A 13,739-nucleotide genomic window follows, 5' to 3' on the forward strand; every position below is an offset into this window, starting at 1 on the left:
AATTTTTTGGTCAATATCGTCTGTGGATTGATTGCTTATTGCCATCAGCCCAAGAAGCCTTCTCTCCAGATTGACTGGGCTTTACCCCCTGCTGCTTAACCCGTACTGACGTTTAATTAGATTTCGCCGTTGCTTGTCCTTCCAGAGAAACGTCGAACACTCAAAGCCAGAGATGAAGAAGGTGGGGAAGATTCCAGGTCGTTGAGCCATGCGTTTGCTCTGTAAGTTAACTCGTCATGGTAGGCACTCTTGCTCATTTGAGACACTATCCAACGCGAGATAAATCCGTTGAGTTCTTTGGAGAAGTGTTTACAGCATTTCTAAGGAAACAGGTTTAGTGGGTGCTGGAAAGGCAGCATCTAAGGAAGCCAATTCATCAGCACTCAATTTCAAATTCAGGGCAGCATAATTCTGCTCTACATGGTCAATGCGGCTGGATTTGGGGATTACAATTACATTTTCCTGATGCAACAACCAGGCGATCGCCACTTGCGCCGCAGTGACTCCTCGCTGTTGAGAGATCGCCTTGAGTGTCCGATTGTTCAGCAAACGCCCTTGCTCAATTGGGGAATAGGCCATAATTGGGATACCTTGTTGCCGACACCAGGGCAGTAGATTCCACTCAATTCCCCGTCGCATCAGGTTGTAGAGGACTTGATTGGTAGCAATTCCTTTCCCATCCTTCAACCCAAAGGCTTCTTCCATATCCTCGACATCAAAATTACTCACCCCATAGCTGCGGATTTTGCCGGATTGTTGCAGCGTTTGAAATGCTTCCAAAGTCTCTACCAGTGGCACAGAACCGCGCCAGTGCAGCAGGTAAAGGTCAAGATAGTCAGTTTTCAACCTTTGGAGACTCCGTTCGCAAGCAGCAATTGTCCCTCGTTTTGAGGCGTTATGAGGGTAGACCTTGCTAACTAGAAAGACTTCTGCACGACGAGTTGCGATCGCCTGGGCGATTACTTCTTCTGCACCGCCTTCGCCATACATTTCGGCAGTGTCAATCAGAGTTAGACCTAGATCGAGTCCGTGGCGTAAGGCATCTATTTCACTCTGGCGATTCCTAGCATTTTCCCCCATCTGCCAGGTGCCCATGCCAAGAACCGGAATTAATTGTCCAGAAGGTAGTTTAAGAGTTCGCATAGCAATTTTCATCCATTCAAGCTATTGCCCTTGAGCGCATTTTTGCCTGACGCATGGGCATGGCATCAATTGTAGAGAAAAGCGCTGTTAGAGCGACAGGTGCTTCCGTTGTTTCTGAGTACAGTTTTTTTCAACCAAAACTACGGTAAATTCTTCCTGCTTACAACAAAGTTATTGTCTGAGATGGTTAGCAGAAGCCTTAAAGAGCGTAAATATAAGTACCAGGACTTACGCAACTGTTACCCGCGACCTAACCCAATGAAGTAATAATGAAACTGATTTCTTGCCGCCCTCAGTTTTGTTTGTATTATGCTCAGTGCGCCTCTCCAACTGCCTGACGCAGATATCGTATTCTACCCGTCTCTGCTGGATGGGCAGGAAAGCGATCGCTTGCTCACACAACTGACTGAAACAATCGACTGGCGACAAGACTGGATTACCATCTACGGGCGCTCAATGCCTCAACCCAGACTGACGGCTTGGTATGGCGATCCTGGTAAATCCTACACTTACTCTGGCATCACGATGCACCCCTCTCCCTGGACACGCACGCTACTTGACCTCAAGGCAAAGGCTGAAGCGGTTTCTGGTGTCGTGTTCAACAGTGTGTTGCTCAATCTCTACCGAGATGGCAACGACAGTATGGGGTGGCACAGCGATGATGAACCTGAGTTGGGGCAAAATCCAGTCATTGGTTCTCTGAGTTTGGGCGGAACACGGCGGTTCAGGCTCCGGCATCGAGGTGAGAAAGGCTTGAAGCATCAATTAGACTTAACTTCTGGCAGTTTCTTGTTGATGCAAGGAACAACGCAGCACTACTGGCAGCATCAAATTCCTAAAACTAAACGCCCGGTTCCTCCCCGGATTAATTTGACCTTTCGAGTAATTGGCTGATCAACAAGCATAAGCCTCACTGATTCACTTGGACAGGTTGATGCTGAATTTCAGTTGTTGCGGGAAACGCGATGACCTTGTAGTTCTGCTGGCAGGAGAAGGGGCAATCAGTAAGCTGAAACGGCGATCGCGTACAGCCCTTTGGGCATGAAAACAGCGAAGCGAGGCTAACGCCTCGCGCTGACTTGTCAGTTCGCCTAACTAGCGAACTTGACACTGATTGAGCTTGGTAAACAAAGCAGGCACGTAGTCGTAATAGCGATCGCTAGCAAGATAAATGGCATCCGTGGTACAACTGCCACAACCGGGTTCGCTGAGCATGTCACTCAGTAAGTTTGAGGAAATTCCTGCCCAGGGAAACTGTCCGATTGGTGCGGTAGCAGTAGAATTCAGTTCTGAATCCAACCGCCATTTGGTTCCAGCTAACACTACCCCAAAAGGATTCTTTTCCGGCAATGGTTGGGATCTATACCATCCCACTGCCTGACCGAACTTCTCAACTCGTGCTTTCGGATTTTTCGTCTGGGAGGCAGTTTGCTGCCAGATGCGCTTTTGAGCGCTGTACCCAAAGCGTCCCTTACTGGCTTGCGACCAGAGGGTATCTATGGTACGAAAGTCTTCGCAGGGAAGACTATTGAGCAGAGTTTTGCTGCCGTAGAGTAAGTCTGCACCCTGTCCTTGGAGTTTCTGCAATCGCTGGAAGATGGCGCGAGTCTCCACATCCGCACCCCGCCAGTCACCGGCGGCTAAAAGGCTTTTGAGGCGGCTGTAGTTGATGCGCCATTTATTAGGAGAAGTGCTAGCGATCGCATCGAAGGTAAAGCTTTTAACGGTGTCCTGATATACCTGCCGGATGGAATCGTTCTTTTGCAGGTAGGCTCCTTGTAGGCGAAATACATAGCGACCATCGGGACTGCTGAATAGCACGTTATCAGACTCGTAGAGTCCAGTCGAAGTGTAAGCGATCGCTTTCTGTCCCGCAACGGTGAGGGGGCGATCGTCATTTTGGCTGAGTTCGCCTTTCCAACTGGTGAGGGGCAACCGCTTGGAGTTGTCGTAAATAGTGATGCTGACGATCGGAGGAGTTTCAGGTAAATTCTCCCGGTTCAAAAAATCTTTCTGCTGCCAGACTTCTAGGACTTTCAGCGGGGGACTTGGCTTCGTCGATTGAGTCGTTTCGGTAGGCGTGATGACATAGCCACGCGGGGAAACGAAGCGAAACCCAAAGCGATCGCTCAGGTAAAAGACATCCCGACTTTGGACGGTTGAGGAGTTGGCAGCAGGTTTGGCAGCAATTGCTACAGGTGCGGGAGATTGAGTGGAGGATGTTGGAAGATTGGTGCTACAGCCAATAGCCAGAAATGTCAGTAGTCCAACTGCAATAGAGCGCTTCATATCGCTAGCTTAAGTATTCTTTAATCTTGATGTCGTCTCCAGTCTGGCAAGTTTGCGATTGAATCGGTTGCTTTGTTTCAGTTTGAGATACAAAAGCGATCGCTCTATTGGTTCGCGAAAGGCGATCGATATGGCAATTACAGCGATCAGGCTGATATCTGCGTGCAGCAAAAGCTAACCTATGCGAGCGATCTATTTGTGCTGGGTTGAGATCGCACTTGATACATGAGAGGTATGTTAATTAAGAAAGAGTAAGCCCTGAGCGAATCAGGGTTTATATAAAAAACATGAGAAATTTGAAGTTATCAAAATGAGTAATTTTCCCACAAGTGTTCCTGTTCCGATTGGGACAGGGGATGTCAGCATCAATGGAAACATCGCAACATTCCAGACTCCGTATGGTATAGTCAAATTTGATACGAACCAGAATCCTGTCCGAGTTCTTGACAAAGAGATGCGTCAGAGTCTTATGCAAAGTACAGATGGTGAATGGTTTATTGAAACGATTTCTGGCGGAATCAGCCTTCTAGTAGTGAGATTATTCCATCAGGTCTATCTGATGAAGTTACCACCTACTCATGAATTGATTCCCAGCAATCAAGGCAAGTAGAGGCAGGTTTGTCTAACACCTCACTGCACCGGACAGCTAGGTAATACATCAAATTGCCCGATAGCGACCCGCCTCAAAATCAGCGATCGCTTCAATAGCTAAATCTTCTAACAAGTCATTAGCAATGTCTTTCTCTAACTGCTCGGAAGTTTCTGAAATTCGTCAGGCGGAAGCTTAAGAATGGCAGCTTCAATTTGCTCAACAGTCATAATCGCCATGCGTGGTTAGTGACTACATTTTAATATGCGCGTAGATGCGTTTGCGGAGCGTTGCCGAAGGCTCGAAGCTTGTCGTCAGACACCGCTTTCCTTGTTCGCAAAAAGCGATCGCTATGACACTTACACATGAGTTTTGAGAATAAGCGATCGCAGTGATACCTACGCGCAGCGTTGTTTTACCCATCAGCTCAAAGCAGTGTCTTACCGGCAACCTTGCCCTAACTTAAGCCTAAACACAAATAGATAACCTTCATAGTGCCATAGTGCTGTGTGCCCTAGTGCTGTCCGCACGGATAAACTAAGAAGACTCACGGCAAAGTTAAGCCGCCTTTGCTGCCGACACTCGGCTGAGCTTCGTTGTGGTGCAACACTTACAAGCCTATGAGACTGGTAAACCAATTTGCGTGAACCAAGTGTACTTGTCTATGTAGCCACGCTGGAAACGAATTTTGCCATCAATGACCTGAAAGAAGCCACACCCGCGTAGTGTAAAACTCTTGCCGGTTGGTGGGTTGCCGCCAAGCTCACCCAAGAATGTACCGCCACCGCTCCACTCAATGATGACCCACTCACCATCCTCGAAGATATTTTCCGGATGCGTGTAGTTGTCTGGAAAGGCATTGAAGAAGGCGATGAAACTCTCAAGCAGTACCTTGCGCCCTTGAAGTGGGGCACCAAAAGCAACTTGATGGTTGATGGCATCATCGTGATAAAGCTCGATGAGTGCGTAAGGATCGCGAGCGTTATAGGCAGCAACCCAGTCGTGTAGAACTTCTTTGGGCGATTTCATATCGCTAATCATACCAAAGACAATTGCGACCAAATATTATTTGGCTGCACAACGGTGATGCTAAGTGCTGGCAAACAACCGCAATGCTGCCAAATGAATCACATAAATATTGTTAGTGGGTGATTGACAACTGAGCAGGTATATAAAACTTATGATGGTCCAATCCGATATATCGCGATAGATTAGTTTTAGATTTAAACGATATATCGCGATAACTCACAACCACAAGGAGCAAAGTATGTTCAGACACAGACAATTTCATCCCAGTTTTTTTGTACCAGCATGGGCAGGAGAAGGACAAGGACTGAGCAATCCATTCTTTATGAGTGGGCGACATGGACGCAGAGGTTCGTCGGGTGGCGGATGGGGAGATGAGCCTCGCACTCGTCGCGGTGACATTAAGTTCATTCTGCTTGGGCTTCTATCTGAGCGTCCCCAGCATGGTTATGAATTGATGAAAGAGCTAGAAGCACGTCGCGGTGGCTTTCGCCGCCCTAGTCCAGGCTCTGTCTATCCAACGCTTCAGATGCTGGAAGAAGGCGGTTATTTGACCAGTGAGGAAGTCGAGGGCAAGCGGGTTTATACGATTACCGAGAGTGGCAGACAATTCTTGAGCGATCGCAACCAGCACTCTCATTCAAGAAACCCTCACGACAGTTTTACGGAAAATAAGCCTTCTGAATTGATTGAATTGCGGCATACTTTAACCCAGTTGAATGATGCTGTCACCCAAGTTGCTCGAAGTGGCAATGTGGAGCAAGCCAATCGAGTACGCGATCTGCTTGTTCAGGTAAAGCGTGAGATTTACAAGCTGCTTGCAGAGCAGTAAGCGGGAGGTTGTTATGTTAGAGGGAGCGAACTGCCCAACTTGCGGTGCTGTCTGTCGTATTCCCGGTCAAGACGCTGAGGGTTTACCACAGATGAGAGCCTTTCAAAACACTGATGCACAGCAGAAAATTGAACAGTTGAAGAAATCTCTACACTATCTTCAGGAAACGCTTCACCAGGAACGGGCGACGGCAAAAGCCAAGATTCTCGATCTAGAAGCGGAACTCTCAAACTTGCGAAAACCGATTGGCGTCGATTGAGGCAAGTTGCTGTAAGCATTCAAAACCAAGCTATCAGAGCTTGTACTATATTGTAGTATGTTGGATGAAGCTTGCAGAGTTAACTAAAGTTCATGTGGGAATGCAAATTGAACCATACGAGCCTTGCCACCTTGATGCTGTTATTCGTCTTTCGCTTCGGGCGTGGACTCCAGTCTTTGATTCGATTCAGAACGCGATGAACGCTGATGTGTACCAGGCATTTTATCCCAATCACTGGCGCGTGAGTCAGCAAAAAGCGGTCGAGGATGTCTGTGCTGCGGAAGACACGAGTGTATGGATTGCGATCGATGCAGATTCTGCTGTGGGCTTTGTAGCCGTGAAACTCCACTCAGAGGACAGGATGGGTGAAATCTACATGGTTGCTGTCGATCCGGACTTTCAAGGTCGCGGCATTGGTAGTGCGCTGATAGAATTCGCTCTGGCTTGGATGAAAGATGCTGGGATGTCTATTGCTATGGTTGAGACTGGGGGCGATCCCGGTCATGCCCCAGCCCGTCACACCTATGAAAAGGCGGGCTTTGAGCTATTCCCAGTTGCCAGATACTTTAAGAAGATTTAAGTGCAGATGTGTTGATTTCGCGATCGCATTGTATCCTTCAACTTAATGCGATCGCCTGTTCGTTCTTGTAAATCCTTGTTTAGAATCGGTGTCTAGTGCAGTTTTGGCTCAATTAGTGTTTGTTTAGGCAATAGTACAACTCAAATACGATAAGAGCATGGAATGTAATGATAGAGGAAAATACGCGGACAGACTTGCAACAACGGCAATGGATTTGTGATGTCAAAGATATAAATCTGATACCACAAGGAGCTTCATTTGTTAGCTTGTGGAAACAGTATACAAATGGCGTTGCTATTACGCTCTCTATTTACTCTAAGAACGGTCAGTTTGCGTTGTATCAAGATGTGGGTCATGCGGCATCTGGAACAAAAAGAACTAATTGCGGTACATTTTCAACCGCAGATGCTGCGGTACATCAACTGATTCAAGAGTGCGATGGCTGGGATAATACGTGGGGTATCTAATAGCAAGCCCAGGGAAATAACGGGTGGATAAATGAGCATTGTGTAGATAGCATCACGCTGTATTACCGAGGGTATCGGGGCATAGTAACTGAAGTGCTATGGTTTGACGATACGGGAAAAGTAAAGCAAGCTTGGGCTTGTTACGCCATTAACATCACAAGGAAGGGTGAGTTATGAAGCAATCGCCAATTTCATCTGAATCGATTTCAGCACCGAGCGGTAAGACGATATATCCAGAACCTTATGCTTCCCTTGTTCAGGGACGACAAAAGCGAAAACTGGGTGAGTATTTTGGGTTGACTCATTTTGGAGTTAATTTAACCCATCTCTCACCCGGTGCAATTTCTGCTCTTGCTCACAGCCACTCAAAGCAAGAAGAATTTATCCTGGTATTGGAAGGCAACCCAACGCTGGTACTCGGCGAAGAGGAATTCGTTTTGCATCCCGGTGACTGCTATGGATTTCAGGCAGGCACAGGTATCGCCCATCAACTGATTAATCGATCTGAAGAAAACGTAACCTATCTTGAGGTTGGCGATCGCACTGAGGGAGATGAGGTTGTATTCCCAAATGACGATCTCAAAGCAACACAATTGCCGAATGGCGAATGGGCTTTAACGCACAAAGATGGTCGCGCATATTAATAGCACTGCCTAACAACCGCGCTGCATCGAAACGTTGGGCGATCGCATTCTATCTTTCAACTGAATGCGATCGCCCAATCGAGTCGTGTTTGGTTTCACATTACCTACTGATTCACAAGCAAAGACTTGACAGACTCAACCCAACTTACAGCGGGGGGCGATTGGACTCGTTCCAATACTTTGTCTTAAAGATAAAGGTGTTATAATTTAAACTCGTTTTTTGTGTTCTTACTGACATGAGTGACTTTCAAACTCCTGAAGGCTCCAGTATCATTTCGCAGCAATCTGGGCAACTTGTACCTCTTGATGAATTTAAGTCACTCTTCTATCAACTTAATGCAAAGCCAGATACCGAAATTCGCTTGTTGCGTGGTAATAAAAATTTAGAGTTAGCGGATATTATAAGCATTAACGAACGGATATCAGATAAACTTCGCAATCATGATTTAATTGCAGAAATTGCCTCGATCAACTTTATACTATCAAACAGAAAAATAAAGGACTATTCTACTTGGGCTGAATTTGAAAGAGAAAATTGGGATACAGTCAACGAAAAAGTCCGCACAGTTACTATTAAGTGGGATGTTGCAATTAAATTACCTCAGTATAAATTCCCCCAAAGACATTCTTTGAAGGTAAGAATTGGAAGCGAGATTCCACCCAAGGATATTTTTCAACTAATTCTCACAAGTGACGATATTACAGAGCTAATGGAGGCACGAACACAAAGTATATGCAAAGTCGATTTTGTAAATGACATTCTTGCTGCTGAGTTGATGAATATTGTAGTTAACTGGTATGAAGGATTGCGCGATTTACCAAAAAGCAATTTCATCAACAGCTTTCTCAGCAATCAAGGTAAGTTGTTAAGTGAAATAATTCGATATGCCTCGCCCATTGTTTTACTACTAATCTTTTATCAATATTATGATTACTGCATACCTTTGCTTAGAATACAAGAGCAAGTTTCTCTCAAAAGCTTGGGGGCGTTGCTAATTCTGCTGTTATTCATATCCACAACTGGCAGTTTTTTAGGTGTTAAGTTTGAAAGATTTATAGATAAACGAATTGACAAATTTGAAAAACATCCTACATTTTCTATAACAAGAGGCGACAGAAAAGCGGCTGAAGAATTTGAAATAACAAATAAGAAGTTGACGAATCAAATTCTAGGTCGTTCCTTTTGGGTATTGTTTAGCTTAATAGTATCTTCCTTGGTCAAGTTTGTAGTCAAATATATTTCCTCATGAGGTTCAGGCTAACAATTCAAATGCAGCGGGCAGTCGATATCTATTGATGCTGAGTTCGAGGTTGTCTGCCGCCGTTGCATTTTGCTATTAGATCGCTATGTATCCGACATAAGCTAAAGGTCGTAATCCAATAAAGGCGGATCGTAAGAGGTTCTAACTGGAACTTCTAGAGATTGCAGGTACGACCAATGCTTGGAGAGTGAAGTGCGATCGCTAGATACAGTTTGAAATCTAATTTCGCGATCGCATTCTATCCTTCAACTGAATGCGATCAAGCTATATCGCAGATAAAGTTAAGCGCTGGGTAATCGCCTGCTAACAGCATTGCGAATTAAAATGATGAGAATGCCTAAACCTGTAAACACTAACGCCAAAATGCGACTTTCACGAGAGGCAAAGGCAATCAGAACTAAGTTGGAGATTAGCGCTAAAGCTGGAATCGCAAAAGGAACTTGAAAACCGGAGATTCGGGGTTCTTGCCGTTTAATGACCAGCAATGAGAGGTTGACAAGAGAGAACATTGCCAGAATCAAGGTTGCGGTTGTTCCAGCTAGGAATTTAAGTGTACCTGAAAGCGCCAGAAAAATCACGAGCGGCAGAATGACCAGCAGCGTTCGGTAAGGAGTTGCGCGGCGTGGATGTAATTTTCCTAACCAAGATGGAAGCAGCCCTTCGCGGGACATTCCGTAAAGCAGGCGCGATGCTGTGACAAAATTCAGCAAAGCAGTATTGAGAACAGCGAACAACGCAATCAGTGAAAAGACGATTGCTGGGAAATTTGGCTGCGATCGCTGAACGACTTCGAGAAGAGGAGCTTTCGAGGCGGCAAGTTCCGCCGAACTGATTACCTGAACGGCAAGCCAGGAAACGAGAACATAAATGATACCAGCAATCCCCAGGGAAAGCAGAATCGCTCTCGGAACATTGCGCTGGGGATCTTTCACTTCCTCGGAAACATTGACAATATCCTCAAACCCAATGAAGGCGTAGAAGGCGAGTGCTGCTCCCTGAACCACGGCTATCCAACCAATCGGTGGTGCGTTGGGGACGGGAATGGGAACCGGATTCGCTGCGCCTGCTGGGTTCCCGATGAGGAAAACGGTGGCGACAAAGATAACAATCAGAAGACCTGAAACCTCAAGAGACGTGCAAAAAATATTTAAGGCTGAGGACTCCTGCATTCCCCTAAAATTGACAAATGCAAGACCCGCAAATAGCGCCAGGATAATCAACCAATCTGGAATTGCTGGAGCAAAAGCATTGAGATAGCCTGCAAACGCTTTTGATAGCGTCGCCATTGAAACCAGACAGGTACAAAACATCAACCAGCCTACCAAGATTGAGAGCCAATCCCGGCGAAATGCTCTGTGGATGAAACTAGCGACTCCTCCGCTTTGGGGAACTCGATTACCGAGTTCTGCATAACTTAATGCAGTGAGTGCCGCAACAGTCATGGATACCAGGAAAGAAACCCAAACCAAAGAGCCGGAAAGTCCGGCAATTTTTCCAACCACTGCATATATTCCGGCACCGAGAATATCCCCAACCCCATAAATCACCAGCGTCGGCAATCCAAACACTCGCTTGAGTGAATCCGCTTCTGCATTCGGTTCCATAAAATTTTTCTTATCCTTGTATTTACCCAATCTTGCAATCTTTCTGCTCGTCAGTATAGGGGGTAGGAGGTGGAAGCGCGATCGCAAATTGCTAAGACACAAGCCACTATTAAACAAGGCTTGCAAATAAGGACTGTTTCACCCCATTTAGGCGATCGAGAGTGGCTTGGGTAGCAGCTTCATCCAGAATAATTAGTGCAGCAGCAGCAGATCCGGCATCTGAAATAATGATTCATAAACCAGTACTGCACCACCAATCGCCGCCGAATCTTCTCCAAATTGGGAAATCTCTAACCGGAATCGGGCTGCACTGTCAAAGCCATATCCGCTTCTATCGGGCAGACAATTTTGCAACATCTCATCCAATTGCTCTTGTACGTAGGGCACCAGCACCGCTAGCGATCCTCCAAAGACAATCCGTTCCGGGTTGAGTACACCCACTAACCCCCGTACACCCCAACTCAGATACGTTCCCCACTGTTTCACAACCGCTTGCGCGATCGCATCCGCTTGTTCCAACCGAGACAGCAGCGTATTCAGGTCGATCGACTCTCCACTTTGTTGATGATAGGCACTCAATAGCCCAACCTTGCTGCATAAAGCTTCTAGCGTCCCCGCACGCCCCCCTACGGATGTCTGAGAACTATGCGGGTCAATCATCAGTTCGCGAACTTCGCTCGCAGTGCCCCCCGCCCCCCGTAACAAACGATTATTCAGTACCATTCCCGCCCCCACCCCGACACCCAGAAACAGGTAGAGCAAGCTATGGCTGGGCATCGAGCCACTCAAATACGTCTCGACAAGCGCACCTGCATTCGCATCATTCTCGATAAACAACGGCACATCCAGATGAGGATTCAAATAAGGTCGCAAGTCCACATTCTGCCAATGCAATCTAGGGGCACGAAGGATAATTCCTTCCCGATTTAAGGAGCCTGGAACCGTGATGCCAATTCCCCGATATTTCGCTTCGCCGTCTGGATTTGCCTGCCAGACTTGTTGAATCAACTCGACTAATTGCCGGGTAACGGTTGCTGGATCGGTGTCTGCGGTCATGGATGCTTCTACTCGACGAGTCACTTGTGCTGCCAGGTTGAGTTCAATGACGCGGATATTTTCATCCCCAAGGGCAACTCCGATAAAAAAGGCTCCCTCTGGATCGAGTTCTAACTCCACCCCAGGACGCCCTCCTTCTGTTCCAGATGCAGTTTCCTTTCCTTCTCGCAGGAGTCCAGTTGCAATCAGTTCTGCCGTAATTACGGTGACGGTTGAACGAGTTAAGCCCGTTCTGCGTGCAATCTCGGCGCGGCTGAGGCGCGGGTGATAGCGTAGCAAACTGAGAATCCGAGCGAAGTTGATTTGCTTGAGCAGGCTGGCGTCAGTCGTGAGTTTTTTCTGGTTGGCATTTGTCTTCATAAGAAACTATCCGCCCTGTTGTTTGTTGTAATGACAAACTATCATAAGTTAGTTTGTTCGTTAAACAAACAATCTAAGATGAAATTATTGAAGTTAATCGGTCTCAGTTATGCGAACCTTCCAACAAAAACGGAATTACAACCAGCTTGAACAACTTTCTCCCCAGGTAGGTGAGTTAGTCGGTTTAAATCTAAAGGGGATGTGGCAGGCTTTTGTCAATTACTGGTACACACCCGCTGGCGAACCGCGAATCCAGCAAAAAAGCGATCGCGCTGGCAACAAATACTGGCGAGTTTGCGATCCGGCAAGCGATCGCACTATCCGCTTTGACGACAGGCAAGAATTGACGATTTGGCTGGATGAACGACATTATCGCAGATCGCAACCGAATCTCTGGAACATCAGCGACTAAGCCCATACGGTAAGCGATGTTCTTGAGAACATGAAAACTCAATTTTGCTGTGTCAAGGTTATTACCCCATCATCTCAACCCCGATTGCACTGTGCTAACCCCTGTGTAACTTCCCGCGCAAGCAGGATAGGGGTTCTAGATTTCAACCTGTGCAGCACTCAACAAACCCACTGATGAAGGAAATATCCATGAACTCCACAAAGAATATGATGACCGCTCTGTTCTCAAAAGCTCTCACCAGCCTACCGGAGCAACCCTCCTCGGCAAAAAGCCTAGGTCGCGTGCTACTGGTGGCTTCTAGCACAAACACACTGCAACTGAAAAATTATCGCGTCGTTCCCACAGGGTACTCCCTAGAAGACCTTACCGTGCCAGTCCAGCAGTTCATTGAAGCTGGCTACGAGGTGGTCATTGCCACACCCGATGGCAAAAAACCCGTCATTCTTGCTCATGCCAACGACTCCCGCTTCGACAACGATCCCGAAGCGCTACAACACGCGATCGCATTCCTTGACACCTACCCCAGTATGCAGAACCCGAAGACATTAAAAGCAGTGTTGTCAGAGGGATTGGATCGCTACATCGGTGTCTACGTTCCCGGTGGTTATGCACCGATGAATGACTTAATACAAGATCCGTATCTCGGACAGATACTGCGCTACTTCCATAAAACGTCGAAGCCAAGCGCCTTCTTGTGCCACGGCTCAGTGGCAACGCTAGCCGCTTTGCCGAACGCCACCGCCTACCGGAAGGCTCTCGTAGATGGCGATCGAGAGGCGGCGAAGGCGGCGGCTGCGGGTTGGCAATATGCTGGCTACCGCATGACCAGCTTCTCGAACGAAGAAGAGTATCCGATTGAACGGGAGATCCTCGACAGTCAGGTGCCGTTCTACGTCGCCGATGCGCTAGCCAGCGCTGGCGGTCGGGTTGAGCATGGTTCGAGCGACCAAAGCTTTGTTGTGCAGGACAGAGAGCTGATCTCCGGTCAGAATCTTGCCTCGGATCGCGCGATCGCCCAAGAGTTCGTCGAAGCGCTCGACGAGGCGCGAGTTATCCCCATCTGGGTCAGAAAGCATTTTTTGGGAAAGGCTTAATGTAAATTTCCCAAGACACTGACGTTTGTCTCTTGCACCCCAACCGTTCCGCAATCGTCTTTGTCTGTAACCCTCATCTCACAGGAGCATAATGGCTGTTCGTTTTAAGATCCGAGCAGCCA

The 13,739-nt window shown here is 47.2% G+C and carries 17 protein-coding genes and 1 pseudogene; 12 read left to right on the top strand and 6 right to left on the bottom strand.

Annotated elements, in window-relative coordinates:
• A pseudogene (locus NDA03_RS20495) lies at positions 1–99 on the top strand (IS982 family transposase); the annotation flags it as partial.
• Between the two features lie 210 nt (positions 100–309).
• Here NDA03_RS20495 and NDA03_RS20500 read toward each other — a convergent pair.
• Positions 310–1,143, bottom strand: a complete 834-nt coding sequence (locus NDA03_RS20500; RefSeq protein ID WP_348238986.1) for an aldo/keto reductase — start codon at positions 1,141–1,143, stop codon at positions 310–312.
• A gap of 309 nt (positions 1,144–1,452) precedes the next feature.
• On the opposite strand from NDA03_RS20500, the gene NDA03_RS20505 reads away from it, so the two are divergent.
• A complete protein-coding gene (locus NDA03_RS20505; protein WP_348238987.1) occupies positions 1,453–2,037 on the top strand; it encodes an alpha-ketoglutarate-dependent dioxygenase AlkB in 585 nt (194 codons plus the stop codon).
• Positions 2,038–2,238: 201 nt separating this feature from the next.
• On the opposite strand, the gene NDA03_RS20510 is transcribed toward NDA03_RS20505, so the two are convergent.
• Positions 2,239–3,432, bottom strand: a complete 1,194-nt coding sequence (locus NDA03_RS20510) for a GUN4 domain-containing protein (RefSeq protein WP_348238988.1) — start codon at positions 3,430–3,432, stop codon at positions 2,239–2,241.
• A 72-nt stretch (positions 3,433–3,504) separates the two neighbouring features.
• Here NDA03_RS20510 and NDA03_RS20515 point away from each other — a divergent pair, with 72 nt between their 5' ends.
• Together NDA03_RS20515 and NDA03_RS20520 are read left to right on the top strand one after the other, a co-directional pair.
• The gene (locus NDA03_RS20515) at positions 3,505–3,642 is read left to right on the top strand and encodes a hypothetical protein (RefSeq protein ID WP_190536348.1); all 138 of its coding nucleotides are present in this window, start codon (positions 3,505–3,507) and stop codon (positions 3,640–3,642) included.
• Between the two features lie 100 nt (positions 3,643–3,742).
• Entirely contained in the window at positions 3,743–4,042 is a 300-nt protein-coding gene (locus NDA03_RS20520) for a hypothetical protein (RefSeq protein WP_190673086.1), read from the top strand.
• A gap of 231 nt (positions 4,043–4,273) precedes the next feature.
• Here the strand turns inward: NDA03_RS20520 and NDA03_RS20525 are convergent, their stop codons facing one another.
• Both NDA03_RS20525 and NDA03_RS20530 read right to left on the bottom strand, forming a co-directional pair.
• Positions 4,274–4,444: a hypothetical protein gene (locus NDA03_RS20525; protein WP_348238989.1), complete on the bottom strand. Its 171-nt coding sequence runs from the start codon at positions 4,442–4,444 to the stop codon at positions 4,274–4,276.
• Between the two features lie 195 nt (positions 4,445–4,639).
• Positions 4,640–5,050, bottom strand: a complete 411-nt coding sequence (locus NDA03_RS20530; RefSeq protein ID WP_190673092.1) for an ester cyclase — start codon at positions 5,048–5,050, stop codon at positions 4,640–4,642.
• 238 nt (positions 5,051–5,288) lie between these two features.
• On the opposite strand from NDA03_RS20530, the gene NDA03_RS20535 reads away from it, so the two are divergent.
• The 6 genes from NDA03_RS20535 (at position 5,289) to NDA03_RS20560 (ending at position 9,079) form a co-directional block, all read left to right on the top strand.
• Complete coding sequence (locus NDA03_RS20535; protein ID WP_190673094.1) at positions 5,289–5,879, top strand: PadR family transcriptional regulator; 591 nt, start codon at positions 5,289–5,291, stop codon at positions 5,877–5,879.
• A gap of 13 nt (positions 5,880–5,892) precedes the next feature.
• Positions 5,893–6,138, top strand: coding sequence for a hypothetical protein (locus NDA03_RS20540; RefSeq protein ID WP_348238990.1), 246 nt, complete (start codon positions 5,893–5,895; stop codon positions 6,136–6,138).
• 100 nt (positions 6,139–6,238) lie between these two features.
• A complete protein-coding gene (locus tag NDA03_RS20545) occupies positions 6,239–6,718 on the top strand; it encodes a GNAT family N-acetyltransferase (RefSeq protein WP_348239034.1) in 480 nt (159 codons plus the stop codon).
• Between the two features lie 167 nt (positions 6,719–6,885).
• Positions 6,886–7,185 carry a hypothetical protein gene (locus NDA03_RS20550; protein ID WP_348238991.1) on the top strand — a complete coding sequence of 100 codons (300 nt, stop codon included), beginning with the start codon at positions 6,886–6,888 and terminating at the stop codon, positions 7,183–7,185.
• 173 nt (positions 7,186–7,358) lie between these two features.
• Positions 7,359–7,829: a cupin domain-containing protein gene (locus NDA03_RS20555; protein WP_348238992.1), complete on the top strand. Its 471-nt coding sequence runs from the start codon at positions 7,359–7,361 to the stop codon at positions 7,827–7,829.
• A gap of 236 nt (positions 7,830–8,065) precedes the next feature.
• Positions 8,066–9,079: a hypothetical protein gene (locus NDA03_RS20560; protein WP_348238993.1), complete on the top strand. Its 1,014-nt coding sequence runs from the start codon at positions 8,066–8,068 to the stop codon at positions 9,077–9,079.
• A 293-nt stretch (positions 9,080–9,372) separates the two neighbouring features.
• Here the strand turns inward: NDA03_RS20560 and NDA03_RS20565 are convergent, their stop codons facing one another.
• Together NDA03_RS20565 and NDA03_RS20570 are read right to left on the bottom strand one after the other, a co-directional pair.
• Complete coding sequence (locus tag NDA03_RS20565) at positions 9,373–10,695, bottom strand: amino acid permease (protein WP_190673107.1); 1,323 nt, start codon at positions 10,693–10,695, stop codon at positions 9,373–9,375.
• A gap of 192 nt (positions 10,696–10,887) precedes the next feature.
• Positions 10,888–12,111: an ROK family transcriptional regulator gene (locus NDA03_RS20570; RefSeq protein ID WP_348238994.1), complete on the bottom strand. Its 1,224-nt coding sequence runs from the start codon at positions 12,109–12,111 to the stop codon at positions 10,888–10,890.
• A gap of 109 nt (positions 12,112–12,220) precedes the next feature.
• Here NDA03_RS20570 and NDA03_RS20575 point away from each other — a divergent pair, with 109 nt between their 5' ends.
• Positions 12,221–12,523, top strand: a complete 303-nt coding sequence (locus tag NDA03_RS20575; protein WP_190432949.1) for a hypothetical protein — start codon at positions 12,221–12,223, stop codon at positions 12,521–12,523.
• A 188-nt stretch (positions 12,524–12,711) separates the two neighbouring features.
• Positions 12,712–13,617 (top strand): type 1 glutamine amidotransferase domain-containing protein, encoded by a 906-nt coding sequence (locus NDA03_RS20580; RefSeq protein WP_348238995.1) that lies wholly within the window; start codon positions 12,712–12,714, stop codon positions 13,615–13,617.
• The last annotated feature ends 122 nt before the right edge of the window (positions 13,618–13,739 follow it).

The sequence above is a fragment of the Trichocoleus sp. Lan genome, assembly GCF_039961855.1.
Classification (GTDB): Bacteria; Cyanobacteriota; Cyanobacteriia; order Cyanobacteriales; family FACHB-T130; genus FACHB-T130.